This window comes from Sphingobium sp. DC-2 (assembly GCF_000722555.1).
In the GTDB taxonomy this organism is placed as follows: Bacteria; Pseudomonadota; Alphaproteobacteria; order Sphingomonadales; family Sphingomonadaceae; genus Sphingobium; species Sphingobium quisquiliarum.
In genome coordinates, this window is sequence record NZ_JNAC01000057.1 from 226,600 (window position 1) to 250,323 (window position 23,724).

At 64.2% G+C, this 23,724-nt stretch carries 24 protein-coding genes; 11 read left to right on the forward strand and 13 right to left on the reverse strand.

What is annotated here, in order from left to right; genetic code table 11:
- Nucleotides 1–53: 53 nt before the first annotated feature.
- Nucleotides 54–347, reverse strand: a complete 294-nt coding sequence (gene rpmB / locus ET21_RS0113780; RefSeq protein ID WP_021238660.1) for a 50S ribosomal protein L28 — start codon at nucleotides 345–347, stop codon at nucleotides 54–56.
- A 155-nt stretch (nucleotides 348–502) separates the two neighbouring features.
- On the opposite strand from rpmB, the gene ET21_RS0113785 reads away from it, so the two are divergent.
- Both ET21_RS0113785 and ET21_RS0113790 read left to right on the forward strand, forming a co-directional pair.
- Nucleotides 503–724, forward strand: a complete 222-nt coding sequence (locus tag ET21_RS0113785) for a hypothetical protein (RefSeq protein ID WP_030540153.1) — start codon at nucleotides 503–505, stop codon at nucleotides 722–724.
- A 38-nt stretch (nucleotides 725–762) separates the two neighbouring features.
- Entirely contained in the window at nucleotides 763–1,221 is a 459-nt protein-coding gene (locus ET21_RS0113790; RefSeq protein ID WP_030540154.1) for a nucleoside deaminase, read from the forward strand.
- Here the strand turns inward: ET21_RS0113790 and ET21_RS0113795 are convergent.
- Nucleotides 1,183–3,084, reverse strand: coding sequence for a hypothetical protein (locus ET21_RS0113795; RefSeq protein ID WP_030540155.1), 1,902 nt, complete (start codon nucleotides 3,082–3,084; stop codon nucleotides 1,183–1,185). The genes ET21_RS0113790 and ET21_RS0113795 overlap by 39 nt on opposite strands.
- 46 nt (nucleotides 3,085–3,130) lie before the next feature.
- Between ET21_RS0113795 and ET21_RS0113800 the strand changes: the two genes are divergently transcribed.
- Complete coding sequence (locus ET21_RS0113800) at nucleotides 3,131–3,547, forward strand: GtrA family protein (RefSeq protein ID WP_021238664.1); 417 nt, start codon at nucleotides 3,131–3,133, stop codon at nucleotides 3,545–3,547.
- A gap of 12 nt (nucleotides 3,548–3,559) precedes the next feature.
- On the opposite strand, the gene ET21_RS0113805 is transcribed toward ET21_RS0113800, so the two are convergent.
- The 3 genes from ET21_RS0113805 to ET21_RS0113815 are packed head-to-tail and all read right to left on the reverse strand — an operon-like array spanning nucleotide 3,560 to nucleotide 6,005.
- Nucleotides 3,560–4,360: a LytTR family DNA-binding domain-containing protein gene (locus ET21_RS0113805; protein WP_021238665.1), complete on the reverse strand. Its 801-nt coding sequence runs from the start codon at nucleotides 4,358–4,360 to the stop codon at nucleotides 3,560–3,562.
- Complete coding sequence (locus ET21_RS0113810; protein WP_021238666.1) at nucleotides 4,357–5,463, reverse strand: sensor histidine kinase; 1,107 nt, start codon at nucleotides 5,461–5,463, stop codon at nucleotides 4,357–4,359. The genes ET21_RS0113805 and ET21_RS0113810 overlap by 4 nt, the downstream gene beginning before the upstream one ends.
- Before the next feature lie 59 nt (nucleotides 5,464–5,522).
- Nucleotides 5,523–6,005 carry a helix-turn-helix domain-containing protein gene (locus tag ET21_RS0113815; protein WP_021238667.1) on the reverse strand — a complete coding sequence of 161 codons (483 nt, stop codon included), beginning with the start codon at nucleotides 6,003–6,005 and terminating at the stop codon, nucleotides 5,523–5,525.
- A gap of 112 nt (nucleotides 6,006–6,117) precedes the next feature.
- On the opposite strand from ET21_RS0113815, the gene ET21_RS0113820 reads away from it, so the two are divergent.
- The 3 genes from ET21_RS0113820 (at nucleotide 6,118) to rplL (ending at nucleotide 9,525) form a co-directional block, all read left to right on the forward strand.
- The gene (locus ET21_RS0113820) at nucleotides 6,118–8,223 is read left to right on the forward strand and encodes a bifunctional (p)ppGpp synthetase/guanosine-3',5'-bis(diphosphate) 3'-pyrophosphohydrolase (RefSeq protein WP_030540156.1); all 2,106 of its coding nucleotides are present in this window, start codon (nucleotides 6,118–6,120) and stop codon (nucleotides 8,221–8,223) included.
- A 325-nt stretch (nucleotides 8,224–8,548) separates the two neighbouring features.
- The gene (gene rplJ, locus ET21_RS0113825; RefSeq protein ID WP_030540157.1) at nucleotides 8,549–9,064 is read left to right on the forward strand and encodes a 50S ribosomal protein L10; all 516 of its coding nucleotides are present in this window, start codon (nucleotides 8,549–8,551) and stop codon (nucleotides 9,062–9,064) included.
- Between the two features lie 80 nt (nucleotides 9,065–9,144).
- Nucleotides 9,145–9,525, forward strand: coding sequence for a 50S ribosomal protein L7/L12 (gene rplL, locus ET21_RS0113830; RefSeq protein WP_021238670.1), 381 nt, complete (start codon nucleotides 9,145–9,147; stop codon nucleotides 9,523–9,525).
- A gap of 192 nt (nucleotides 9,526–9,717) precedes the next feature.
- Here rplL and ET21_RS0113835 read toward each other — a convergent pair whose 3' ends face one another.
- The 6 genes from ET21_RS0113835 to ET21_RS0113860 form a co-directional block, all read right to left on the reverse strand.
- A complete protein-coding gene (locus ET21_RS0113835; RefSeq protein WP_030540158.1) occupies nucleotides 9,718–10,665 on the reverse strand; it encodes a methyltransferase in 948 nt (315 codons plus the stop codon).
- Between the two features lie 19 nt (nucleotides 10,666–10,684).
- Nucleotides 10,685–11,401: a Crp/Fnr family transcriptional regulator gene (locus ET21_RS0113840; protein ID WP_030540159.1), complete on the reverse strand. Its 717-nt coding sequence runs from the start codon at nucleotides 11,399–11,401 to the stop codon at nucleotides 10,685–10,687.
- Between the two features lie 255 nt (nucleotides 11,402–11,656).
- Entirely contained in the window at nucleotides 11,657–12,163 is a 507-nt protein-coding gene (locus ET21_RS0113845; RefSeq protein ID WP_030540160.1) for a hypothetical protein, read from the reverse strand.
- A gap of 274 nt (nucleotides 12,164–12,437) precedes the next feature.
- On the reverse strand, nucleotides 12,438–14,069 hold the full coding sequence (locus ET21_RS0113850) for an NAD(P)/FAD-dependent oxidoreductase (protein WP_030540161.1): 1,632 nt from the start codon (nucleotides 14,067–14,069) through the stop codon (nucleotides 12,438–12,440).
- A 65-nt stretch (nucleotides 14,070–14,134) separates the two neighbouring features.
- Nucleotides 14,135–16,168 carry a TonB-dependent receptor gene (locus ET21_RS0113855; RefSeq protein ID WP_030540162.1) on the reverse strand — a complete coding sequence of 678 codons (2,034 nt, stop codon included), beginning with the start codon at nucleotides 16,166–16,168 and terminating at the stop codon, nucleotides 14,135–14,137.
- Between the two features lie 66 nt (nucleotides 16,169–16,234).
- Entirely contained in the window at nucleotides 16,235–16,642 is a 408-nt protein-coding gene (locus tag ET21_RS0113860) for a DUF2946 family protein (protein WP_030540163.1), read from the reverse strand.
- A 101-nt stretch (nucleotides 16,643–16,743) separates the two neighbouring features.
- Here ET21_RS0113860 and ET21_RS0113865 point away from each other — a divergent pair, with 101 nt between their 5' ends.
- Together ET21_RS0113865 and ET21_RS0113870 are read left to right on the forward strand one after the other, a co-directional pair.
- Nucleotides 16,744–17,151: a MerR family DNA-binding transcriptional regulator gene (locus tag ET21_RS0113865; RefSeq protein WP_030540164.1), complete on the forward strand. Its 408-nt coding sequence runs from the start codon at nucleotides 16,744–16,746 to the stop codon at nucleotides 17,149–17,151.
- 36 nt (nucleotides 17,152–17,187) lie between these two features.
- Nucleotides 17,188–18,990 carry an acyl-CoA dehydrogenase C-terminal domain-containing protein gene (locus ET21_RS0113870; protein WP_030540165.1) on the forward strand — a complete coding sequence of 601 codons (1,803 nt, stop codon included), beginning with the start codon at nucleotides 17,188–17,190 and terminating at the stop codon, nucleotides 18,988–18,990.
- A gap of 83 nt (nucleotides 18,991–19,073) precedes the next feature.
- Here ET21_RS0113870 and dnaJ read toward each other — a convergent pair whose 3' ends face one another.
- A complete protein-coding gene (gene dnaJ, locus ET21_RS0113875; RefSeq protein WP_030540166.1) occupies nucleotides 19,074–20,204 on the reverse strand; it encodes a molecular chaperone DnaJ in 1,131 nt (376 codons plus the stop codon).
- Nucleotides 20,205–20,308: 104 nt separating this feature from the next.
- Complete coding sequence (dnaK, locus tag ET21_RS0113880; protein ID WP_030540167.1) at nucleotides 20,309–22,207, reverse strand: molecular chaperone DnaK; 1,899 nt, start codon at nucleotides 22,205–22,207, stop codon at nucleotides 20,309–20,311.
- Between the two features lie 177 nt (nucleotides 22,208–22,384).
- Between dnaK and ET21_RS0113885 the strand changes: the two genes are divergently transcribed.
- The 3 genes from ET21_RS0113885 to ET21_RS0113895 are packed head-to-tail and all read left to right on the forward strand — an operon-like array spanning nucleotide 22,385 to nucleotide 23,714.
- On the forward strand, nucleotides 22,385–22,858 hold the full coding sequence (locus ET21_RS0113885; protein ID WP_030540168.1) for a copper chaperone PCu(A)C: 474 nt from the start codon (nucleotides 22,385–22,387) through the stop codon (nucleotides 22,856–22,858).
- Entirely contained in the window at nucleotides 22,855–23,319 is a 465-nt protein-coding gene (locus ET21_RS0113890; protein WP_030540169.1) for a hypothetical protein, read from the forward strand. The genes ET21_RS0113885 and ET21_RS0113890 overlap by 4 nt, the downstream gene beginning before the upstream one ends.
- A 41-nt stretch (nucleotides 23,320–23,360) precedes the next feature.
- Nucleotides 23,361–23,714, forward strand: coding sequence for a hypothetical protein (locus tag ET21_RS0113895; RefSeq protein WP_021237407.1), 354 nt, complete (start codon nucleotides 23,361–23,363; stop codon nucleotides 23,712–23,714).
- The last annotated feature ends 10 nt before the right edge of the window (nucleotides 23,715–23,724 follow it).

Here is a 23,724-nt window from a genome sequence, read left to right on the forward strand (position 1 = left end):
AAAAAAGCGGCCCGTCGCCAGGCCGCTTCATGCCGAAACGAATCGAGCGGAAATCAGGCGGCTGCGGCGGCCTGCTTCTTCGCAATGTCGCGCTTCAGGCGGCGCGCCTTGAGCGACAGCTTGTCGTCGCTGGTCTTCAGCAGCCAGTTGTCGAGGCCGCCATTATGTTCCACCGAACGCAGGCCATGGGTCGAAACCCGCAGCTTCACCGTGGTTTCAAGCGTTTCGGAGATGAGCGACACGTTCTGCAAGTTGGGCAGGAACACACGCTTGGTCTTGTTATTGGCGTGGGACACGTTGTGACCCACCTGGCGGCCCTTGCCGGTCAGCTCGCAGATGCGCGACATAGTCAATCAACCTTGTAATGCATGATCGTTCGGAAAGCGGCGCGGATAACGGGAATCCCCCGCGCCGTCAACCCGGCAGAGGAGCGCATGGATCAGCTCGCGCAACCCTTTCGCCGGACGGGGCGTTTGGCATCCATATCCCTAAGGAGGGCGAAATGCGACTCATTGGTGGCCTGTTGCTGATCGTGCTGCTGATCCTCGCCGCCGGAATCGTCACCGGCTTCATCAACCTGGAACAGACGCAGAGGGGCAGCTTGCCCAAGATCGCGGTCGAAGGCGGCACCCTGCCCAAATATGAGGCGAACGTCGCCAAGGTGGAGGTCGGATCGCGCAACGAGACGGTCGAGGTGCCCACCGTCGACGTGAAGAAACCCTGACCTTTTCGCCATAGCCCATCATCCTGTAAGGGACGGCCATGACGCCGCCCTTCCCCCTTCCCCCGCCCATGCGCCGCGCGCTTGACCTGGCGCGCGCGGCGGAGGCCGCGGGGGAGGTGCCGATCGGCGCCGTAGTGACGCTGGACGGCCGTATCATCGGCGAGGGCGAGAATCGCAACCGGCGTGACAATGACCCCACCGCCCATGCGGAAATCGTCGCCCTGCGCACCGCCGCCACGCTGCTGGGCGACTTCCGCCTGACCGGGTGCGACCTGTGGGTGACGCTGGAGCCGTGCCCGATGTGCGCGGGCGCGATTTCCCATGCGCGCATTGCCCGCCTCTATTACGCAGCCGCCGATCCCAAGGGCGGCGCGATCGAGCAAGGGCCGCGCCTGTACGCGCAGCCCCAATGCCTGCACCGGCCGGACGTCTATGGCGGCATTGGCGGTGAGAAAGCCTCAGCGCTGCTGCGAGGCTTTTTCGCCGCCCGCCGCTGAATAATCGATGCGGTAAAGCGTGTAGGGCAAGGTCAGGCCCGTGCGCAGGGGCACGGGTTTCAGCCAGCCGGGCACCTCGCCCCGCATCAGACCGGCATAGAAGCCCTGGGGGCTGCGCGCCTGATAGACGGTGCCTTCGGGGAAGCCGGGACAGATCAGCAGATAGGTTGCATGATGCCGCGCCGCGATCGGGCGGAAGGCGGCGGGGGGGCCGTCAAAGGCGTGATGGACGTCCAATATCACCTTGCCGTTGCGGTGATAGGGGCCAGCGATCGCGCTGTGATGGGTGGTCGCGATCAGGCGGGGGCCAAGGTCCACCATGGTGAAGATGGTGGCGGGGGGCAGTTGATCCAGCACTTCCAGAACGGGCAGGCTGCGGCAAAGGGCATTGGCCTTGTTGATGATCTTGTGCCGGGCCGCCAGCGATGCGCGCTGGGGCTTGGCCGCCTCGCCCGTGCTGCTGGCCCAGAGCCGGTTGAGTTGCGGATAAAGCGGCGTCGCGAAGGCCGCCACGGCCAGGATCGCGGCCCCCGCAACACCCAGGATGCGCGCGAGCGGGCGGCCGGTGAAGATCATCCCGATCACGCGATGCGCGGCCCAGGCGGCGGCCGGGATGGCGAGCAGTTGCGCCGCCGGACCCGCCCGCAGCTGCCAGAACAGCAGCGCCGTGGAAAAGAGCATCATCAGCCCGATCGTGGTCCATGCCCAGCGTCTGTCGCTGTCGCGGCGCGACTCACACGCGCCCCAGATCAGGCCCAGAAGCCCCGCCAGCGGGATCGCCATCAGCGGCACCACCATGTTGCGCGCCTGCGCGGTGATGGGCTTTGCCTCGCGGATGTTGGACAGCCAGAGCCTCTCCAGCTCCGGCGAGATCTGATAGGCGCCCGACAGGCATTGCGGCCAGTTGAGCCAGGCGAAGGCGGCGACCGCTGCCCCCACCAGCATGCCCGCGCCAAGGCGGCTTTGCCAGTTGCGCAGCGGCAGCAAGGCCAGCAGCGTCATGCCCGCCGCCACCGCGCCGAAAATGGCGACCCAGATGGGCGAGAGCGCGTCGCACACCATTTGCCGGTTGGCATAGCTGGCGAACAGCAGGAACAGGATGGACACGCCGCCGCCCAGGCTCAGCGCATAGGGCAGCATCCGCCGTCCCGCCCCTTCCTTGAACACCCAGCGCAGCGCGATCAGCGCCCCGCCCGCCGCCAGATAGACGATCATTTCCATGCCGATCGCGATCGACAGCGCGCTGCTCAACCCCGCGACGATCCCGCCGCGCAGCCATTTGCGATCGACAAGGCCAGCCAGCATCAGCACCGCGAGGGCAAGCTGCCAGCCATGATGATCGACCCGCATGGGCATGAACATGCTGATGCCCATCTGCGCCGCGAAGGGGGCGAGCGCCGCTAATATCCAGCCATTGCCGCCCGCCAGCCTGCGGCCGATGAAGCCGAGGCCAAGCATCAGCGGCAGCAGCGGGAGCAAGGGCGCGATGCCGCAGGCGATCCGGTCCGCCTGCCCCTGATCCATGAAGGCGCGGAAGAACAGCATCAGCCCGGCCAGCGGCAGGTCGACCAGCCGCGACCAGTGGATGTCGAACCCGGCGGGCGGGTCGAGCCGGTACTGCCGCAGATCGTACCAGCCCTGCCCCGCGAGCCAGTCCCGCACTTGCAGGTAGCGGATATTGTCGTCGGTATCGTTCAGCGTCAGCCAGTGGATGGAAGGCCAGCGCATGACCAGGAAGCAGGTGACCGCCACGACCCACATCAGGAAGACCAGCCACGCCCAATGCCGCTCCGCCCCGCCGGACAGGCGCATGAGCCATGGCATGAGACGCGCCCGCAGGGTGACGCTGCTTTGCAAGTTCATGGCGCGTGGATTAGAGGCTCCGCAACAAAGCGCAACGGGGCGATCCATGAAAATCCTTGGCCATCTGTCCGCCGGCCGGCAGGCCCTGTTCTGGCAGATCGTCCGCTATGGCGTCAGCGGCCTGTTCATCACCGCCTGCCAGGCGGCGATCTACTGGACATTGGCGGCTCCCGCCGGGCTGCATCCGCAACTGGCCAACGGCATTGGCTATGTGGCGGCAGTGATCATCGGCTATGTGACGCACAGCCTCTTCACCTTCCGGGGGCATGGGACACGCGGCAATCAGGCGGCGCGCGGGTTCAAATTCGTCGCCGTGTCGCTGGTCAGCTATGCGCTCAACGCGTTGTGGGTCTTCCTGTGCGTCACGCATATGCGATGGCCGGAATGGTCGCCCATCCCGGCCATGCTGTTCGTGACGCCTGCGGTGGTGTTCAGCCTGAACAGGCAATGGGTGTTCAAATGAACGGCCGTGCCCTTAATGCACGAAGCGCGCCACCACGTCGCGATAGGAGCGGCTGACCTTTACCTGCGCGCCGGATTCCAGCACCAGGAAGCATTCGCCGTTGGTGTGCGGCTTGACCTGGCGCACCTGGCTCAGGTTGACGATCGTGGAGCGGTGGACGCGCTGGAAGTTGCGCGGGTCGAGCCGTTTCTCAAGATCCTTCATCGTTTCACGCAGGATCAGCGAATTGTCGGCGGTGTAGATGCACATATAGTCGCCCGCGGCGTCGATCCGCTCGATCGAATCCACGTCCACGCGGAAAATCTGCCCGCGATCCTTGATGTTGATGAGCTTTTCGAAGCGGTTGGACGAAGGCGCTTCCTCGTCGGCGGCGAACTCGTTCATCGCATCGGGTGCGACTTCGGCCAGCACTTCGCGCAGCTTTTCAGCTTCCTGCACCTGCCGCTTTTCCGTGAGGCGCTGGCGCACGCGGTCGAGCGCGTCGGCAAGGCGGCCCTCGTCCACCGGCTTCATGAGATAGTCGACCGCCTGCGCTTCGAACGCGCGGATCGCGTGGTCGCTATAGGCGGTGCAGAAGATGAAAAGCGGCGGCTCCACCTCCATGAGCCCCTGCACAACGGAAAAGCCGTCGAAACCGGGCATCTGAATGTCGAGGAACACAAGGTCGGGTTTATGCGTCTTGATAGCGCGGATGGCTTCGCGGCCATTCGAGCAGGTTTCTACGATTTCGACATCCTCATGCGCTTCCAGACGGAGCTTCAGGCCTTGGATAGCCAGGCTTTCGTCATCGACGAGGATTGTTCTGATGGTCATGCGGCCACTTTCGATGGTTCATCCAGATTAAGCGGCATTTCGATCACGACCGAAAAACCGCCTGGCGTGGAACGCGTCTCAAAGCTTTGTCGTTCCCCGAAGGCCTGAATCAGACGATCGCGGATATTCGCCAAGCCAACTCCCGTTCCTTCGCTGGCGGGATTGTTCGGACGGGTGAACCCCTCGTTCAATCCCGGACCGCTGTCCGATACGACGATCCGCACATTTTCACCGGCAGGCTGCGCGGTGATCGAGATTTCGGCCCCCTCCTCCTTGGGCGTGACGGCATATTTGATGGCATTTTCCACCAGCGGCTGGAGCAGCAGCGACGGCAGGCGCGATTGCGCCACGGCCGGATCGATGTTGAAGACCGGGCGCAGGCGGTCCTCGAACCGCATCTTCTCGATCTCCAGATAGAGTTTCAGCGTCTCCACCTCCTGCTCGATCGTCACCTGCGCGGTCGGTTCGTTGATCAGCGTGTAGCGCAGGAAGGACGACAGGCGGGACAGCATGGCGTTCGCCCGGTCGGTCTGCTTGAGCAGGACAAGCGTCGAGATGCTGTTGAGCGTATTGAACAGGAAATGCGGATTGAGCTGGTAGCGCAGCATGGCGAGCTGGGCGCTGGACGCCTGATTTTCCAGACGCAGAAGCTGGTCCGCCTGCTCCTCCACCGTCAGATAGAAGTTGATGGCGTAATAGAGCGCCGACCATGCCCCCAGCAGCGTGATGCTAAGGTAGAATGCGCCCAGGAACAGTTGCAGCCCGGCGGTCTCGCTCGCCCGGTTCTGGGTCGAAAAGACCCAGGCGTCGATAAAGGCGACCAGCCCCGCCGCCAGCACCACGGTCAGGATCGAAGCGCCCCAGGTGACGATCGGCCGTTGCCGTTGCAGGAAGCGGAAGACGACCGCGATCAGCAGCGTCACCGAATAGCCCGTCACGGTCGATATCATCACCGGGATCAGGCTGGAGAGCGGCTGGCCATTGGCGATGGTGGACGACCCGCGCAGCAGGAACGCGCCCGCCCACCCGGCGAATTGCAGGTTCCAGAAGGCGCGGTTCTTGTCAGCGAAAAAGGGCTGAGGCTGGATGCGATGGACAGACATTGCCGCCAGCCTAGGCGATTTCATGGCAGGGGTGAAGCCGCGCCGCGAACCACGCGGGTTCAGGCCGCCGCCGCCGGTTCCTCTGCGACCGGCGTGATTTCGTCGGGGCACAGCCACACAAGGTCGCTGAGTTCCAATGCGCGGCCATCATGCGCCTGGATCACGATCTTGCGGATGGGCTTTCCGTCCCGCCGGTCCGCCAGCACCTGGCAGGACAAGGTGCCGCAGCCCCATTTTTCGCCCCATTGCCGCAATGCGATCATGGCGGGGGCGAGTTCCTGCCCCTTTTCCGTCAGGCGATATTCCACCTTGCGCCGGTCGCACTGCATCGGCTGGCGCACCATGATGCCGTTTTCCACCAGCCGGGCGAGCCGGTTGGCAAGGATGTTGCGGGCGATGCCCAGGGTCGATTGAAATTCCTCGAAATGGCGGATGCCGGACAGCGCGCCGCGCAGAATGAGGAACGACCAGCGCTCCCCCATCATCTCCAGCGCGCTGGGCAGCGCGCATTGTTCCAGATCCTGCGCCAGATTGTGCTTCATCGTTCCGCCTAGATAGCTCAAAGCCACAGCCGTTGCAAAAGCGCAGCCTATTTGCCCCAAGATGGGATTTTTTTGTTGCACAGCAAGGTGCTTCCCACACAATCGGGAAACGATGTTACGCCAGTACGAACTTGTCGAACGCGTGAAGCGCTACGATCCGAACGCGGACGAAGCGATGATCAACCGCGCCTATGTCTTTTCCGTCCAGAAGCATGGGAGCCAGAAACGCGCCAGCGGAGACCCCTATTTCAGCCACCCGATCGAGGTGGCGGGCATCCTGACTGACTTCAACCTGGACGACCAGACCATCGTGACCGCGCTGCTGCACGACACGATCGAAGACACGCTGGTCACCTATGACGAGATAGAGAGCGCGTTCGGCAAGGATGTCGCGCGCATGGTCGACGGCGTCACCAAGCTCAGCAAGATCGAGGCGATGAGCGAGAATGAGCGGGCGGCGGAAAATCTCCGCAAGTTCCTGCTCGCCATGTCCGACGATATCCGCGTGCTGCTGGTGAAGCTGGCCGACCGGCTGCACAACATGCGCACGCTGCACTTCATCAAGAATGAAACCAAGCGCCGCCGCATCGCCAAGGAGACGATGGACATCTACGCCCCGCTGGCGGAGCGGATCGGCATGTACGACTTCATGCGCGAAATGCAGCTTCTGGCCTTCCGCGAACTGGAGCCGGAAGCCTATGACAGCATCACCAAGCGGCTGGAGCAGTTGAAGGAAGGCGGCCACGACAAGGTCGACCGCATCGGCGCGGAACTGCAATTGCTGCTGGGCGGAAAGGGGCTGCCGGTCACCGTGTCAGGCCGCGAAAAGCATCCCTATTCCATCTGGAGGAAGATGCAGGAGCGGCACATCAGCTTTGAACAGCTGACCGATGTCATGGCGTTCCGCGTCATCACCGAAACGGCGGAGGATTGCTACCGCGCGCTGGGCGTCATCCACCAGACCTATAAAATGGTGCCGGGGCGGTTCAAGGATTACATCTCCACCCCCAAGCGCAACGGCTACCGGTCGCTGCACACCACCGTCATCCATCAGGACAATGCCCGCATCGAGGTGCAGATCCGCAGCCGCGACATGCATCATGACGCGGAACTGGGGCTGGCGGCGCACTGGGCCTACAAACAGAAAAGCGACGCGCGCGACCATCAGGCGGCATGGCTGCGCGATCTGGTCGAGATATTGGAACAGAGCCAGGACGCGGACGAGTTGCTCGAACATACCCGCATGGCGATGTATCAGGACCGCATCTTCGCTTTCTCCCCCAAGGGCGAGCTGCACCAGTTGCCCAAGGGATCGACGCCGGTGGACTTCGCTTATGCGGTGCACACGTCGCTGGGCAACCAGACTGTAGGCGCGAAGGTCAACGGGCGCGTGGTGCCGCTGCGCACCACCCTTGAAAATGGCGATCAGGTCGAAATCCTGAAATCGGAGGGGCAGGAGCCGCAGCCGGGCTGGCTGACCTTTGCTGTGACCGGCAAGGCGCGCGCCGCCATCCGCCGCTACATCCGCCAGAAGCAGCGCGGGGAAGAGATTGCGCTGGGCGAAAAGCTGTATGAGGAGATCATTGGCCGCTTTTCCCCCGAACTGGCCAGCGAACTGGGCGAAAAGGCGCTCAAGGCCGCGCTCAAGCGCTTGAAGCTGGAGGATCGCGCTGCCCTGATGATCGCCATCGCCACCCACCGGCTGCGCGATTTCGAGGTGATGGAGGCGCTGGTCCCCGGCTCCACCAGCGCCGAAGGCGTAGAGGAAGCGCATCCGCGCCAGCACGCGCCCGTGTCGATCCGCGGCCTGACGCCGGGCATCGCCTATAATCTGGGGGATTGCTGCCATCCGGTTCCCGGCGACCGGATCGTGGGCGTGCGCCGCACCGGCGAGCCGATCGAGGTGCATACGATCGACTGCCGGTCGCTGGAGGCGGGGCAGGATGACGACTGGATCGACCTTGCCTGGGACAGCAAGTCCAAGGGCGGCACGGCGCGGCTCCAGGTCATCGTCAAGAACCAGCCGGGCGCGCTGGCGGCGGTCACCAACGTGTTCGGCGCGACCAAGGCGAACATCCTCAACCTGCAACTGGTGAACCGCGACGGGCCTTTCCACACCGACGTGATCGACCTTGAGGTGAACGACGCCCAGCATCTGAACCGGATATTGTCGGCGCTGCGGGCGCTGGACACGGTGGTGCAGGCGGACCGGGTCTAAGAGCGCAAACGCATCCTCCCCGTCTGCGATGGGGAGGATCAGAATATGCGTGACTCCGCGCTGCTTTGCCGCTAAAGGCGCCCGCAGCAGACCCCTTGGGGTCTTCCGTCCGAGACAGTTGGCGAAGGAAATCGGTCCTTCTTAATCTCCAACCTAGACGGGGAAAAGTTCTTTACCGGCCGGGTTCGACCTGTCCGGGTCTGCCTGTTTTCCCATGAGGATGCGGGCCAGTCGATCTCTCCCCTTCGGACTAATGCCCCGCGTGCAAGCGCGGGTTTTTGCCGTTCGTCCGGGCATTCCGGGCGGACATGAAGTGGAGAATGGCATGGATCGTAATCAGAAGGCTGAGGTCGTTTCCGCGCTGAACGCACATCTGGCAGAGGTTGGCGTGGTCGTCGTGACCCGCAACCTCGGCATGACCGTCGCCCAGTCGACGGACCTGCGCCAGAAGATGCGCGATGCCGGTGCGACCTACAAGGTTACGAAGAACCGCCTCGCCAAGATCGCCCTTGAAGGCACCAGCTACACCGGCATCAGCGACCTGCTGACCGGCCCGGTTGGCCTCGCCTCCTCGGCCGATCCGGTCGCAGCCGCCAAGGTTGCGGTCGATTTCGCCAAGACCAACGACAAGCTTGAGATCGTTGGCGGCGCGATGGGCGAAGTGCTGCTGAACGCGGAGGGCGTCAAGGCGCTCGCCTCGATGCCGTCGCTGGATGAATTGCGCGCGAAGATCGTCGGGCTGCTCGTTGCACCCGCGACCAAGCTCGCGACCGTCACCCAGGCGCCGGCGGCCCAGCTCGCACGGGTCTTCAACGCCTATGCGGAAAAGAACGCGGCCTAAGGGCAGCGGGACGTTTCGGAATAACCTTTTCACACTCTCATTAGGGGCGCTGCGCCCCGCCCAGAAGGGAATAGATTAACATGGCAGATATCAATGCTCTGGTCGATCAGCTGTCGGCCCTGACCGTACTCGAAGCCGCCGAGCTGTCGAAGGCTCTGGAAGAAAAGTGGGGCGTTTCGGCCGCTGCTGCCGTGGCGGTTGCCGCTCCGGCCGGTGGCGCTGCTGGCGGCGCTCCGGCTGCTGAAGAGCAGAGCGAATTCGACGTGGTCCTGACCGGCGACGGCGGCAAGAAGATCAACGTCATCAAGGAAGTCCGCGCCATCACCGGCCTGGGCCTCACCGAAGCCAAGGCTCTGGTCGAAGGCGCGCCGAAGGCCGTCAAGGAAGGCGTCAGCAAGGACGAAGCCGAAAAGCTCAAGAAGCAGCTGGAAGAAGCCGGCGCGACCGTCGAGCTCAAGTAATCGGTGCGCCCCGCCTTGCGCGGGGCTCGCTGACCGGCTGTGCCGGGGAAAATCGGGCGGCGTCCTTTCGGGGATGCCGCCTTTTTCTTGGGCGGAATATCTGTTTGCTGAACTAAAATCCGCGCAGGCTGAGCCTGTCGAAGCGCTTCACTTCATGATTAGGCGGTTGGTTTCCATCAGGGACGATCCGCATCAACGCTGGAACACGGCGCCCACCACGGCGATCCGGTCAACCTCCTGATAGGCTTCGTTCGCCAGTTCCTCCCCGAATACATCCGGGTCCAGTTCTTCATAGCGCATGGCGCAGCCCGCCGCGCCAGCCATCCCGGTCAGCGCCTCGCGCAGAACATCCTTGCCGTCCACGATCGCCGATCCGGTATAGAGGATGAAGCGGCCGCCGTCCGCCAGCCGGTCGAGCGCCTGGCGCGTCATGTCGAGCGCCGCCGCGCCGCCATGCAATGCGCCGCCGTCCCTGTAGGCGCGCTTGGCCGGGTCGATAATATAGGGCGGGTTGGCGAGCACCAGGTCAATCGGATCATCGACGCCGGTCAGGCCGTCGCTTTCGATGAATTCCGCCTCGACGCCTGCCGCGCCTGCGTTGATCCGGGCAAGCCGCAGCGCTTTTGGATTGATGTCGGTCATGATCAGCCGCGCGCCGGGGCACAGCCGGTGCGCGACGATCGCGCCGACGCCAGCGCCTGCGCCCATGTCGGCGAGGCGCACAGGCGCGGCGGGCGGCCGGGCGCTGAGTTCCGACATGATCAGCCGGGCGAAACGATAGCTGTCAGGACCGAAGAAGACGGCATCCTCATCATCCGTGGGGTAAGCGGAATGGAGGAACAGCGCACCGCCCAAAGAGGAGACCCGGAACAGGGAGCGCCAGCGCCCCTCCCCCGCTTCCTCAAGCGCGCCCGCCGTTTTCAGCAACTGCATGACCTCGCGATCCAGCAGAGACGTGCCGAATGGCAGGCTCCATCCCAGCACATCCTCAATCTTGCGCGCCTCGCGCCGGTCCGGGCGGCTCAGGACCAGCCCGTGAGTAGCGGGCGTGGGCGTCACGAAATGGTAATCACGCGCCTTGAGCAGTTGAAGCAGGGCGGCGAGCGCGGCGTCAGCCGGGTCGATAGGAGAATGAATCATCGGCAGACGGTTCCCGCCATCACAAGGGTTCAGCATCGAGATAAAGATAGCTGGGGTCGAATTCCGCCATCAGCTTAAGGCCATCAAGGTCCAGGATGCGCGCTTCCCCGCGATTATAGTCGAGCAGGCGCTGGTCGCGCAGCAGGCGCAGCGTCCGGTTGGCGTGAACGGAAGTCATGCCCAGCGCATCGGCAAGCTGGGACTGGTTCATGCCCAGGGTGAAGCGTTCGCCGTTCAGCCCGACGATCGCCAACCGCTCATGCAATTCGCAGAAAAGTGCCGCCAGCCGCCCCGCTGCCGACCGCTGGCCCAGCGACAATTCCCATTCCCGGTTCATGCACGCGTCCAGATTGGTGCTGAACCAGTAGATGCGGCCAAGCCGTGGATGAGCCTCGATAAGTTCGCGGATGCTTTCGTGGGGCACACGCGACAGCATGCAGTCAGTGAGCGCCATGATATTATGTTCGAGCCGCTTGAGCGTGAAACCGTGAAGGTCGGCGAAATCCCCCGCGACATGCAACTGGGTGATCTGCCGCTTGCCATCGGGCAGATCCTTGTAGCGGCACAGCAACCCGTCGAGCAGGAGGGTGCTGGCCTCCAGCAGTTCGCCTTCCCGCACGATGACGCTGTTCCTGGACACCGGGCGCGCGGGAGGGATCAGCGCAAGGATCGCCTGCTCCTCTTCCTTCGAAAGGGAGTGCCGGGCCTTGATCCGGGCGAGATGACGTTCGATCATCGGGCGGCCCCTGACCGCGCCGCGACGGCCCGGCCCCGCCCGCCTGCCATGGCGGACGCGCAGCGGCCTTGACCGGGGTCCGAATGGCTGGACCCGTTGCCGTCCTGAAAGCCGGAAGGGGGTGAGGGCATCGCTATCGAACGCCGCCCAAGGCGGTAAGTTGCACTTGATGACCGGCCCGGTGGAAAGAAGCGGAGGGAGCGCGCCGCACCGGCAACGCGCTCCCTTGCCGCAAAGCGCTGTAGCGCGGGCGTTTCAGCGCTGCGCGATCAGGATGGGGCGATCCTTTTCCGCCTGTGCCATGGTCTGCGCCCGGTATTGCGAACGCAGGGCGCTCAGCATGCCCTCCTTTTCCGTGTCATCGCGCGCAACGATGATCCACGCTTCGAACTTGCGGTTCGCGCCCACATTGCCGGGCAAGGGGTGAAGCGATCCCATGGCCTTCACCGCGCGCATGGAGATGCGGTTGATGTTGCGCGAGGTGGAGGGACCCGCCAGTTCCACATTTTGCGGCCTTCCCTGATCGTCCAGGCGGAACTGGACCCGGCTGTAGCCAGTGGAACTGGCGTCACGGTAGAGCCAGCTGGCATTGCGGATGCTGCGGGATAGCCGGGCGGCCGTCCTTCCGGTCCAGGCTTCATAACTGGCCGCATCCTTTTCCGGCGCGACGACGGTAAGCTGCCCCGGTCCCTGCCGGGCTTCCGCAGCGACAGGCGCAACCAGACAGGCGCACAGCGCTACGACAACAGGTTTGGCATGCATGATGGCCTCCTCTGCTTTCTCTTCGATTGTCATTGGGACTGCTGCGGCAGCATCGGACCGGCCGAGAGCAGAGAGGCTATATAGACCCGCAACACAGTGCGGAATAATCATTTTACGCCTTCAAACTCATCCACATAGTACAAATATCAAGAAGAACCAGAAAGACGAAATAATCGAACTAAAGACGTACGCCTTGGGCAAGCGTCTGGCGCCACTGCCTTTTGCCGGACGCTACAGCATCCACGGCCCCGACTCAGGCAGACCGCAAGGCTGGTTAAGGCGCGCCATCGGCACTGATCGCGAGGCCGATCGCTTCGGCCACCTTGATCCCGTCGATGGCGGCGGACAGGATGCCGCCAGCATAGCCCGCCCCTTCGCCCGCCGGGTAGAGCCCGGTGACGTTGAGGCTCTGATAATCCGCACCGCGCGTGATGCGGATGGGCGAAGAGGTGCGGGTTTCGACGCCCGTCATGACCGCATCGGGATGGTCGTAATTGGCGATCTGCCGTCCGAAGGCGGGCAGCGCCTCATGAAACGCCTCTATGACGAAATCGGGCAGGCAGCGCGACAGGTCGGTCATGGTGACGCCTGGTTTGTAGGAGGGGATGACCTCCCCCAACTCCGTCGAGGGACGGCGCGCAAGGAAATCCCCGACCTTCTGCCCCGGCGCCCAATAGGATGATCCGCCAGCCTCATAGGCCATGCTTTCCCAGTGCCGCTGAAGCTCGATCCCTGCCAGCGGGCCGCCGGGATAGTCGCGTTCCGGGTCGATGCCGACCACCAGCCCGGAATTGGCGTTGAACTCGGCGCGGCTGTACTGGCTCATGCCGTTGGTGACGACACGCCCTTCCTCCGACGTGGCGGCGACCACGCGGCCGCCCGGACACATGCAGAAGCTGTAGACCGTGCGCCCATTGGCGCAGTGATGCGCAAGGCTGTAGGCCGCAGCGCCCAGCAACGGATGGCCCGCGCAATTGCCGTAACGCGCCCGGTCGATCCAGCTTTGCGGATGTTCGATGCGCACGCCGATGGAAAAGGGCTTGGCTTCTATATGCACGCCGCGCCGGTGGAGCATTTCGAACGTCGGCCGCGCGCTGTGCCCCACCGCCAGCACGACATGATCCGCCTCGATAAAGCCGCCATCGGACAGATGCACGCCGCGCAGCCGCTGCCTGCCATCGCCCCCGGCCGTCAGTTCCAGTTCCTCGACCTTGTGCTGCCAGCGATATTCGCCGCCCAGCGCCTCGATCTGGCGGCGCAGGCTTTCGACCATGGTGACGAGGCGAAAGGTGCCGATATGCGGATGCGCTTCGGTCAGGATATCGGCGGGCGCGCCAGCCGCGACGAATTCCTGTAGCACCTTGCGGCCCAGAAAACGGGGGTCCTTGACCCGGCAATAGAGTTTTCCATCGGAAAAGGTGCCAGCCCCGCCCTCGCCGAACTGCACGTTGCTGTCGGGGTTCAGTTCCGCGCGCCGCCACAGACCCCAGGTATCCTTGGTCCTTTCGCGCACCACCTTGCCGCGATCCAGGATGATCGGGCGGAAACCCATCTGCGCCAGGATCAGCCCGGCGAACAGGCCGCACGGCCCCGCGCCGATCACCACTGGCCGCTTGCCGCTCCACCCGTCAGGCGCATGGGCGGCGAAGCGATAATCAGTGTCGGGACGGGGGCGGACATCATGATCACTGGCGAAGCGGGCCAGCACCGCCTCTTCGTCCGCCAGTTCGACATCGACGGTGTAGACGAGCTGGATGGCATTCTTGCGCCGGGCGTCGTTGCCGCGGCGCACGACCGCATGGCTGATCAGGTCCGCCGCCGCGATGCCCAGCCGCGCGCAGATCGCGGCGGGCATCGCTTCGGCCGGATGGTCGAGGGGCAGTTTCAGGCCGGACAGACGCAACATGGCCCCGCCCCTAGACCCATTTCCCCGCCCGCTCCAGCCCCCCATGAGGATGAGGGGAGCGCGCCTTAGAAACGGGCGCGCAGCCCGCCATAGATGGCGCGGCGCTCAACCGGGTAGAAGGCGGCGCTGCCTTCATCGGCCGGGGTAGCCGGATTATCCGGCACGTAGCGGACCATCGCGCTGATATCCCCGATCGCACGCTTTCCAGTCAGGTTGCGCGCGTCGAGGAACAGCGTCACGCCCTCCCTAACCTCCGCCTGCGCGCCGAGGTTGAGCATCGCATAACCGCCGATCCGCTTTGTATTCGCATAGTCCACCCATGCCCCCTGCGGCACCCATTCCACGGCGGGGGAAAGGCTGAGCCGGTCCGTGCCCAGCCGCAGTTCCGCCCGATAGAAGTGGCGCGGCACCACCGGCAGGCGATTGCCGCCGAACTGCACATCGTCCCGGAAGCGGAAATCGCTATACTGATAAACCTGCCGCAGCATCGCCCAGGGAGCGAGCGTCAGGTCCAGACCCGCCTCGATCCCCTGATGCAGGGTGCGATCCGCGTTGAAGGTTGCGGCTGGAATGCCCTGCGCGGGGTTCACCGTATATTGCAGCATTTCGTCCTTAAGATCCGCGCGATAGAGGCTGACGTCCCACGCGGCGATACCGGAACGTCCCCTTGTGCCCACCTCGACGGTCCACGCCTTTTGCGGCCGCACGGGCACGAAGGCCGCGATCTGCGCGACTTCGCCAAAGCCCGGCATCTCGACGGAACGGCTGTAATTGGCATGGAATTGCACGGCCTCGCCCGGCTCGAACAGCAGGCCGAATTTTGGCGCGAACGCATCATAATCGACCCGCGCGCTGACGGAGGCAGGGATCTGCTGATCCTGTTCCCGCTCAGCATGGGTATAGATGCCCCCCGCGATCAGCGTCAGCCTGTCTGCGGGACGGTAGCGCAGTTCGCCATAGCTGTTGATCGTCTGCGCCCGCTGGCGGGCATCGAACGTTGGCGCAGCACCCGGAGCGCGGCGGCCTGCCGCATTCACGAAGCGGCGTGAGCGAACCTCGCCGAACCGGGCTGTGCTGCCGAGGGTGAGGCCGAATGGCCCCGCTTCCAGATCATATCGGCCATAGAGGCCGTAATCGGTCGATTTCTGGTCCACCACCTGAAAAATGGGATGGAACAGATCCTTGACGTTCAGGAACACGCCCCCTTCCAGCGCGCCACGGCCCAGTTGCACGGTCGTGCGGTTCTGCAAGCGAATGGAATCGATGTCGCGCGCCTGATCGCCCGTGACGCTGGCGGGGTTGGCGGCGGCTGGACGGTTCAGCGCCTGTCTTTCCGACAGGGTGCCCGGCAGGCTCTGGCGAATGCTCTGCACGCTCGCGTAAAACCGCGTCTCGACCGTATCGCTGATCTTCAACCCGGCATTGCCGTTGAAACGGACTGCCTTGCGCGCCGCATGGTCGCGGTCGCCGTCCGAACGATCGGCGGTGATCGCCATCCAGGCATCGCCGCGCGCACCGGCATAGCCATAGGCCGCCTTGGCGCGCAGCGTATCGAACGATCCGCCGTCGATGCGCAGTTCCGCTCCCGGCGCGCTCCGCCCTGTCGGGGTGACGGCATTGATCGCGCCGCCCAGCGTCGATCCGCCCCAACGCAGCGCATTGCCGCCGCGATAGACCTCCAGATGCTGAAACACCTGCGGGTCCAGTTCCTGGAAATCGCCATTGTCATCGGCAAGGTTGATCGGAATGCCGTCCTGCAACAGCGTCAGCCCGCGCATGTGGAAGCCGCGTGAAATGCCCGATCCGCGGATGGAGATGCGCACCTCCTGCCCGAACCGCGGCTGGGTATAGACGCCGGGCGAAAAGCTGAGCGCGTCGCGCAGCGACACGGCCACCCTGTCTTCGAATTCCTGCGCCGCGACGACATCCGCCCCGCCCGCTACGCGGTCCACGCGCGCTTGGGCGTCTTCGATCATGGGAAGGGCCGTGACGATGATCCTCCCCTGATCGGGCGCTTCATCGGCCAGCGCGGGCAGGGTCGTGAGAGAACAGGCAAGGGCGCACAGCGACACGCTGCGCAGGTCAAGAATGACGGACATGACAGGACAACCTCATGAAAATACAACGCCAGCGCCACCGGCATGGCAGCGCGCAAAATGAATTTTCTAGAAGGTTGAAGGCGGCCCCGATGAAGGCGGCGGCGGGGCGGCCAGCCGGGCGACAAGGCCCGTCTTGAGCGCGAAGGCGATCGGCCCGAACGCAAGTTGCCAGGCAGGCAGGGCAAGATCGGCGGCGGCCAGCGGCGGGATCAGCGGCTGGACCGACGCGGCGAAGGGGCAATGCTGCTGAACAGGCGCGGCATCGCCCTTGGGATGCGGCTTGCCGGGCGCATGGTCACGATCGACCACGACATTGACCGCGCCCTGCCCGGTACACAGCGTCACGACGACGCCCCGGTCGGTGCGCACCGGCATGAAGCCGGACGGGGCGACTAGCTGGATGGCGAGGACAAGCAGCGCGAGCGCGGCCAGAAGGCCCCGCGCGGCTTCCGATTGTCTGATCGCCCCCGTCATGCTGCTGCCCCTAGCGCCAGCGGCGGCTCTTGTCATCTGGATATCATGCGGCCAGCGCACTCACCTTGACGTAAACGTAAGGTGTCCCTAGATTGCCCGCCATGGACCAGCGCAGCAGCATCGCCGGCATAGAGGTGCCGGATCAACGCGAACGGCAAAGCTATACCATCACCGACCTGTCGGAAGAATTCGGCGTCACCGCGCGGGCGCTGCGCTTCTACGAAGATGAAGGGCTGATCGCGCCGGAGCGGCAGGGCCTGGCGCGCATCTATTCGCGCCGCGACCGCGCCCGGCTGGCGTGGATACTGCGCGGCAAGCGGGTCGGTTTCAGCCTGGCCGACATTCGCGAGATGATCGACCTGTACGACGCCGATGAAGAGCATGAGGAGCAGCGCCGCGTCACTCTTGCCAAGTGCAAGGCGCGCATCGAACTGCTCACCCGGCAGAAGGACGATATCGACGCAGCAATCGCCGAACTGTCGGGTTTCGTCGCCGCGCTCGAAAAATAACGCTTCATCAGAACGACAATATTCCCGGAGAAGATCATGCCCAGCTATACCGCCCCGATCCGTGAGACCCGTTTTGTGCTCGATCATGTGCTGGGGCTGGACCGCTATGCCAATCTTCCGGGCTTCGAAAATGCGACGCCCGACCTGATCGAAGCCATACTGGCCGAAGGCGGCAAGATCGCGGAGGAGGTGCTGTTCCCGCTGAACGCCGTGGGCGACAAGGAAGGGTGCACCCGCCATCCCGATGGCAGCGTCACCACCCCGCCCGGTTTCAAGCAGGCGTTCGATACCTATGTGGAGGGCGGCTGGACGACCTTGCATGCGCCGGTCGAATATGGCGGCCAGGGCCTGCCCAATGTCGTGGCGAGCGCCGTGGGCGAATATGTGCTGTCGGCCAATCACAGCTTCGAAATGTATCATGGCCTCACCAGCGGCGCGGTCGCCGCCCTGCTCGCCAAAGGCAGCGACGAATTGAAGCAGACCTATATTCCCAACATGGTGTCAGGCCGGTGGACCGGCACGATGAACCTGACGGAGCCCCATGCCGGTACTGACCTTGGCCTCATCAAGACCAAGGCGGTGCGGCAGGATGACGGCAGCTATGCCATCACCGGCACGAAGATCTTCATTTCCTCGGGCGAGCAGGACCTGACCGAGAATATCATCCACCTCGTCCTTGCCAAGACGCCGGACGCGCCGGAAGGCAGCAAGGGCATCTCCCTCTTCGTCGTGCCGAAGGTGCTGTTGAAGGAGGACGGGTCACTCGGCGAACGCAACGCGGTGTCCTGCGGCTCGCTTGAACATAAGATGGGCATTCACGGCAACGCGACCTGCGTCATGAACTATGACGGCGCCAAGGGCTGGATCGTGGGCGAGGAGAATAAGGGCCTTGCCGCCATGTTCATCATGATGAACGCCGCGCGCATGTGGGTCGGCATGCAGGGGCTGGGCCAGGCGGAAATCGCTTTCCAGAACGCGGTCCATTATGCGCGCGAGCGGCGGCAGGGCCGGGCGCTGACCGGCCCCAGGGACAAGGATGAGAAAGCCGACACGCTGTTCGTCCACCCCGATGTCCGGCGGATGCTGATGGAAGCCAAGGCGCTGACCGAGGGGCTGCGCGCGCTGATGCTGTGGGGCGCGCTCCAGGTCGATCTGGCGCAACATGCAGCGAGCGAGGAAGAACGGCAGGCGGCCGACGATATGGTCCAGCTGCTGACCCCGGTGCTGAAAGGCTATGGCACGGACAAGGGCTTTGACGTCACGGTCATGTGTCAGCAGGTGTTCGGCGGCCATGGCTACATCTGGGAAAATGGCGTCGAACAATATGTGCGCGACGCCCGCATCGCCCAGATTTACGAGGGCACAAACGGCGTGCAGGCGATGGACCTTGTGGGGCGCAAACTGCCGATGAATGGCGGGCGCGCGTTGCAGACCTTCCTGAAAATCGTCGCGGACGAGGTTGCTGCGGCCAAGGGCGATGAGAAGGTGGCAGGCCTTGCCGAAGCGCTGGAAAAGGCCAGCGGGCAGCTGGGCGCGGCGACCATGTGGCTGATGCAGAATGCGATGCAGAACCCCGACAATGCCGGGGCTGGCGCGGTGCATTATATGCACATTCTCGGCATCGTTTCGACCGGCCTCATGTGGCTGCGCATGGCAAAGGCGGCCGCCACGCTGCTGAAGGCGGGCGAAGGCGATGCGCGCTATCTGGAGGCGAAGCTGGTCACGGCGCGCTTCTTTGCCGAACGCATCATGCCCGATGCGGGCGCGCTGCGGCGGAAGATCGAGGGCGGCGCGGAGAGCCTGATGGCGATCGACCCGGATATGTTCCTGGCGGCTTGAGGAGCCGGACGCGCAAGGCCTTGGCTACATCCTCCCCACGCCTATCGGCGCAGGGAGGATTTTGGCGCCCGTTTATAGAGGCTTCAATCGCCCCATAATTCCTTGAGCTTGCTGAAAAAGCCCGTCGATTGCGGGCATTCTTCGCCGGTCTCGGTCTCGCGGAAGGCTTCGAGCAGTTCGCGCTGCTTGGCGCTGAGGCGGGTCGGGGTTTCGACATCGACCTGAATCACCAGGTCGCCCTGCCCCCGGCCGTTCAGCACCGGCATGCCTGCGCCGCGCTGGCGGATCTGCTTGCCCGATTGGATGCCGCTCGGAATCTTGATCTCGTGGCGCTGGCCGTCCAGGCCGGGCACTTCGATGCAGCCGCCCAGCGCCGCCGTGGTGAAGCTGACCGGCGCGCGGCAGAAGAGGGTCGTGCCTTCGCGTTCGAAAATCGGATGCCGCTTCACATGCAGGAAGATGTAGAGGTCGCCCGGCGGTGCGCCGCGCGCGCCTGCCTCACCCTCGCCGGAAAGGCGGATGCGCGTGCCTTCATCGACACCTGCGGGAATGTTGACCGACAGCGTCTTGGGCTTGTCCACCCGCCCCTCGCCGCGACAGGCGCGGCAGGGGCTTTCGATCACCTGACCCGCGCCGTGGCAACCCGGACAGGTGCGTTCGACCACGAAGAAGCCCTGCTGCGCCCTGACCTGACCATGCCCGTGACAGGTGGTGCAGGTCTTGACCCCCGTGCCCGGCTGCGCGCCTGAACCGTCGCAACTGTCGCAGGGCGCGGAAACCTCGATCTCTATCTCGGTCTGCTTGCCGTGATAGGCGTCGTCGAGGCTGATCTCCATATCATAGCGCAGGTCCGCGCCGCGCCGCTGGGCCTGACGCCCGCCGCCAAAGCCGCTCTGGCCGAAGATCGTCTCGAAAATGTCGCCAAGGTCGGAAAAGCCACCCGCGCCGCGTCCGTTGAAACCGCCGCCGCCGCCATTCTGGGCGTTGGTATAGGCCGCATGGCCGTAGCGGTCATAGGCCGCGCGCTTCTGCGGGTCCTTGAGACATTCATAAGCCTCGGAAACGGCCTTGAACTTCGCTTCGCTGTCGGTGCAGCCCCCGGTGCGATCGGGGTGATATTTCATCGCAAGCTTGCGATAGGCGCTCTTGATCGTCCCGGCATCGGCCGTCCGCTCGACTTCGAGCAATGAATAATAATCAACTTCGGTAGTCATATCGCCCCCGGGCGCGCACGTCCCCCGGCTTCGCCCCGGACGGCTGCATGGTCAAACACCATGCCGTCCGCCCGAGGCGAAGTCGAGAAGCGTTTCATCGGGCCTTACGCCTTGTTGTCGTCCACTTCCGAAAATTCGGCGTCCACGACGTCATCATCAGCCTTGGGAGCATCAGTGCCCGGAGCGGCGGCCGCAGCCTGCTCCTTCTCGTAGATCGCCTGGCCAAGCTTCATCGCCACCTGGGCAAGTTCCTGCGCCTTGGACTTCATCGCTTCGACATCGCCGCCTTCGACAGCGGACCTGGTCGCGGCGATCGCCGTCTCGATCTCGGACTTGAGGGCCGCATCCACCTTGTCGCCATGCTCGGAAAGCTGCTGCTCGGTGGTGTGGATCAGGCTTTCGGCGTTGTTCTTCGCCTCGGCCGCCTCGCGCTTCTTCTTGTCCTCTTCGGCGAAACGCTCGGCATCCTTGACCATCTGTTCGATGTCGGCGTCGGACAGACCGCCCGAAGCCTGGATGCGAATCTGCTGCTCCTTGCCGGTGCCCTTGTCCTTGGCATGGACGTTGACGATGCCGTTGGCGTCGATGTCGAAGGTGACTTCGATCTGCGGCACGCCGCGCGGCGCGGGCGGAATGCCGACCAGGTCGAACTGGCCCAGCAGCTTGTTGTCCGCCGCCATTTCACGCTCGCCCTGGAACACGCGGATCGTCACCGCCTGCTGATTGTCGTCGGCGGTCGAGTAGACCTGCGACTTCTTGGCCGGGATCGTCGTGTTGCGGTCGATCATGCGGGTGAACACGCCGCCCAGCGTTTCGATGCCCAGCGACAGCGGAGTGACGTCCAGCAGCAGCACGTCCTTGACGTCGCCCTGCAACACGCCCGCCTGGATCGCCGCGCCCATGGCGACGACTTCGTCCGGGTTGACGCCGGTGTGCGGTTCCTTGCCGAAGAATTCCTTCACGGCCTCGCGCACCTTGGGCATGCGGGTCATGCCGCCCACGAGCACCACTTCGCTGATGTCGCTGGCCGAAACGCCCGCGTCCGCCAGCGCCTTCTTGCACGGCTCCATCGTGCGCTTGATGAGGTCGCTCACCAGACGCTCCAGATCGGCGCGGGTGATGGTCTTCACCAGATGCTTGGGACCATTCTGGTCAGCGGTGATGAAGGGCAGGTTGACTTCGGTCGACTGTGCGGAGGACAGTTCGATCTTAGCCTTTTCGGCCGCTTCCTTGAGGCGCTGGAGCGCGAGCTTGTCCTTGGTGAGGTCGATGCCCTCATCCTTCTTGAAGCCTTCGGCCAGATATTCGACCAGCTTGGCGTCGAAATCCTCGCCACCCAGGAAGGTGTCGCCGTTGGTCGACTTCACTTCGAACACGCCGTCGCCGATTTCCAGGATCGAGATATCGAAGGTGCCGCCGCCAAGGTCGTAGACGGCGATGGTCTTGCCGTCCTGCTTTTCCAGGCCATAGGCGAGCGCGGCCGCGGTCGGCTCGTTGATGATGCGCAGCACTTCAAGGCCCGCGATCTGGCCGGCGTCCTTGGTCGCCTGACGCTGGGCGTCGTTGAAGTAGGCGGGGACGGTGATGACCGCCTGCGTCACGGTTTCGCCCAGATAGCTCTCGGCCGTTTCCTTCATCTTCTGGAGCGTGAAGGCGGAAATCTGCGAGGGCGAATAATCCTTGCCGCCCGCCTGCACCCATGCGTCGCCATTGGCGCCCTTCACGATGTGATAGGGGACAAGCTCCATATCCTTCTTCGTCGTCGGATCGTCGAAGCGGCGGCCGATCAGGCGCTTCACGGCGAAAATGGTATTATCCGGGTTGGTGACGGCCTGACGCTTGGCGGGCTGGCCGATCAGCCGTTCGCCATCCTTGGTGAAGGCGACGATCGACGGCGTCGTGCGCGCGCCTTCCGCATTTTCGATCACCTTGGGTTTGCCGCCGTCCATCACAGCCACGCAGCTGTTGGTGGTGCCAAGGTCAATGCCGATTACTTTTGCCATTTTTGTCCTCTTCGAACCCCAAATCACATTCAGCGGTTGACGGCCCCATACCTCACGAAAGCGCCAAGGCAAGGCCGTTTGCGGATGGGATATAGGCGCGATCTTCCTTGGCACAAGAAGCCTGGGTGATTACCGTAACAATCGACCGGAAACGAGACAGTCATGAAAGCGAGAGCAATGCGTCCCATCCTATCCTTACTTCCCCTTGCTGCTCCCTTTTTGCTGACCGCCTGCGGCGATCCCGCGCCCACCTATATCGATCAGGCGTGGGTGCGGCTGAGCCCCAACAAGGATACGCCGTCCGCTGGCTATTTCGTCGCGCATGGGGGTGATGCCGATACGCAGCTTCGCGGCGTGCTGACCGACTATGCGATCAAGGTCGAAATGCACGAAACCGTCAGCGAGGGCGGCGTCATGAAGATGAAGCCGATCGATTCGGTGGACATCCCGGCCAAGACCAAGGTCGCCTTCGCGCCGGGGGGCAAGCATCTGATGCTGTGGGGCGTCAACGACACGGCGATCAGCCGGGGAAAGATGACGCTGACATTCCTGCTGTCCAACGGCGACCGGCTGCTGGTCGATGCCGTGATCCAGAAGCCGGGCGCGGCCGCTCCCGCCGGGGCGGGCGGCGGGGCGCAGAAGCAGCCTTGACCAGCCGCGCCCTCACCCCGGCCGAAACCGCGCTTGCCCGCTCGGTCTTCGGCGGGGCGATCGCCTATGACAGGGTGCGGGTGCATAACCGCAAATGGTGGCCGCTCCAGCCGCGCGGTGTGACGATGGCGCCCGACGGAGACCTGTGGTTCCATCCGGGCAGCGGCATGTTCTGTCCCGACTTCTGCGAAGCGCCGCTGCATCTGCAAGGGCATTTCATCCATGAAATGACCCACGTCTGGCAGGCGCAGAAAGGCGGCAAATGGTATCTGCCGCTGATGCGCCATCCCTTCTGCCGCTATCGCTATGACATCGTGCCGGGCCGCCCCTTCGGCCGCTATGGGTTGGAGCAGCAGGCGGAGATCGTCCGCCACTGCTTCCTGCTGCGGCGCGGCGCGCGGGTGGAGGGGAAGCCGCCCCTTCCCGTCTATGAAGCGCTGATCCCGTTCGCCGCCGCCTGAGCGATGGGGACGCGCTGCCCCTGCCGTGATAGGATGCCGCCATGCGCATCATGACCGCCCTGCTTCCGCTCGCCGCCTTCGTCGCGGCTCCTGCATGGGCCGGACAGGCGGAACGCGCGGGTCATTATTATCTGCAAGGCGTGATGGAGACGGGGTCGGAACTGATGCTCCATCCCGATGGCCGCTTTCAATGGTATCTCGTCTATGGCGCGCTCGACCTGTTCGCCGAAGGCCGGTGGCAGGAAGCGGACGGGCAGGTCGTCCTGACCGCGCACAAGAGCAAGGACGTGCCCGAACCGGGGTTCGAAACGCTGGTGCTGACGGTGAAGGACAGCGTGCTGATCCCGCCGGACGGGCGCGGCGCTTACAGGAAGCCGCCGGACGAGCGGGATTGACCCGCCCGAC

What these genes read in the sequence shown, in the direction of transcription:
- ET21_RS0113835 (WP_030540158.1), bottom strand. Translation starts at nt 10,665, where the DNA reads ATGATTCATTCTCCTATCGACCCGGCTGACGCCGCGCTCGCCGCCCTG.
- ET21_RS0113805 (WP_021238665.1), bottom strand. Translation starts at nt 4,360, where the DNA reads ATGACCATCAGAACAATCCTCGTCGATGACGAAAGCCTGGCTATCCAA.
- ET21_RS0113800 (WP_021238664.1), top strand. Translation starts at nt 3,131, where the DNA reads ATGAAAATCCTTGGCCATCTGTCCGCCGGCCGGCAGGCCCTGTTCTGG.
- rplL (WP_021238670.1), top strand. Translation starts at nt 9,145, where the DNA reads ATGGCAGATATCAATGCTCTGGTCGATCAGCTGTCGGCCCTGACCGTA.
- dnaJ (WP_030540166.1), bottom strand. Translation starts at nt 20,204, where the DNA reads ATGACTACCGAAGTTGATTATTATTCATTGCTCGAAGTCGAGCGGACG.
- ET21_RS0113815 (WP_021238667.1), bottom strand. Translation starts at nt 6,005, where the DNA reads ATGAAGCACAATCTGGCGCAGGATCTGGAACAATGCGCGCTGCCCAGC.
- rpmB (WP_021238660.1), bottom strand. Translation starts at nt 347, where the DNA reads ATGTCGCGCATCTGCGAGCTGACCGGCAAGGGCCGCCAGGTGGGTCAC.
- ET21_RS0113790 (WP_030540154.1), top strand. Translation starts at nt 763, where the DNA reads ATGACGCCGCCCTTCCCCCTTCCCCCGCCCATGCGCCGCGCGCTTGAC.
- ET21_RS0113865 (WP_030540164.1), top strand. Translation starts at nt 16,744, where the DNA reads ATGGACCAGCGCAGCAGCATCGCCGGCATAGAGGTGCCGGATCAACGC.
- ET21_RS0113840 (WP_030540159.1), bottom strand. Translation starts at nt 11,401, where the DNA reads ATGATCGAACGTCATCTCGCCCGGATCAAGGCCCGGCACTCCCTTTCG.
- ET21_RS0113820 (WP_030540156.1), top strand. Translation starts at nt 6,118, where the DNA reads ATGTTACGCCAGTACGAACTTGTCGAACGCGTGAAGCGCTACGATCCG.
- dnaK (WP_030540167.1), bottom strand. Translation starts at nt 22,207, where the DNA reads ATGGCAAAAGTAATCGGCATTGACCTTGGCACCACCAACAGCTGCGTG.
- ET21_RS0113860 (WP_030540163.1), bottom strand. Translation starts at nt 16,642, where the DNA reads ATGACGGGGGCGATCAGACAATCGGAAGCCGCGCGGGGCCTTCTGGCC.
- ET21_RS0113895 (WP_021237407.1), top strand. Translation starts at nt 23,361, where the DNA reads ATGCGCATCATGACCGCCCTGCTTCCGCTCGCCGCCTTCGTCGCGGCT.
- ET21_RS0113870 (WP_030540165.1), top strand. Translation starts at nt 17,188, where the DNA reads ATGCCCAGCTATACCGCCCCGATCCGTGAGACCCGTTTTGTGCTCGAT.
- rplJ (WP_030540157.1), top strand. Translation starts at nt 8,549, where the DNA reads ATGGATCGTAATCAGAAGGCTGAGGTCGTTTCCGCGCTGAACGCACAT.
- ET21_RS0113795 (WP_030540155.1), bottom strand. Translation starts at nt 3,084, where the DNA reads ATGAACTTGCAAAGCAGCGTCACCCTGCGGGCGCGTCTCATGCCATGG.
- ET21_RS0113850 (WP_030540161.1), bottom strand. Translation starts at nt 14,069, where the DNA reads ATGTTGCGTCTGTCCGGCCTGAAACTGCCCCTCGACCATCCGGCCGAA.
- ET21_RS0113785 (WP_030540153.1), top strand. Translation starts at nt 503, where the DNA reads ATGCGACTCATTGGTGGCCTGTTGCTGATCGTGCTGCTGATCCTCGCC.
- ET21_RS0113885 (WP_030540168.1), top strand. Translation starts at nt 22,385, where the DNA reads ATGCGTCCCATCCTATCCTTACTTCCCCTTGCTGCTCCCTTTTTGCTG.
- ET21_RS0113845 (WP_030540160.1), bottom strand. Translation starts at nt 12,163, where the DNA reads ATGCATGCCAAACCTGTTGTCGTAGCGCTGTGCGCCTGTCTGGTTGCG.
- ET21_RS0113855 (WP_030540162.1), bottom strand. Translation starts at nt 16,168, where the DNA reads ATGTCCGTCATTCTTGACCTGCGCAGCGTGTCGCTGTGCGCCCTTGCC.
- ET21_RS0113810 (WP_021238666.1), bottom strand. Translation starts at nt 5,463, where the DNA reads ATGTCTGTCCATCGCATCCAGCCTCAGCCCTTTTTCGCTGACAAGAAC.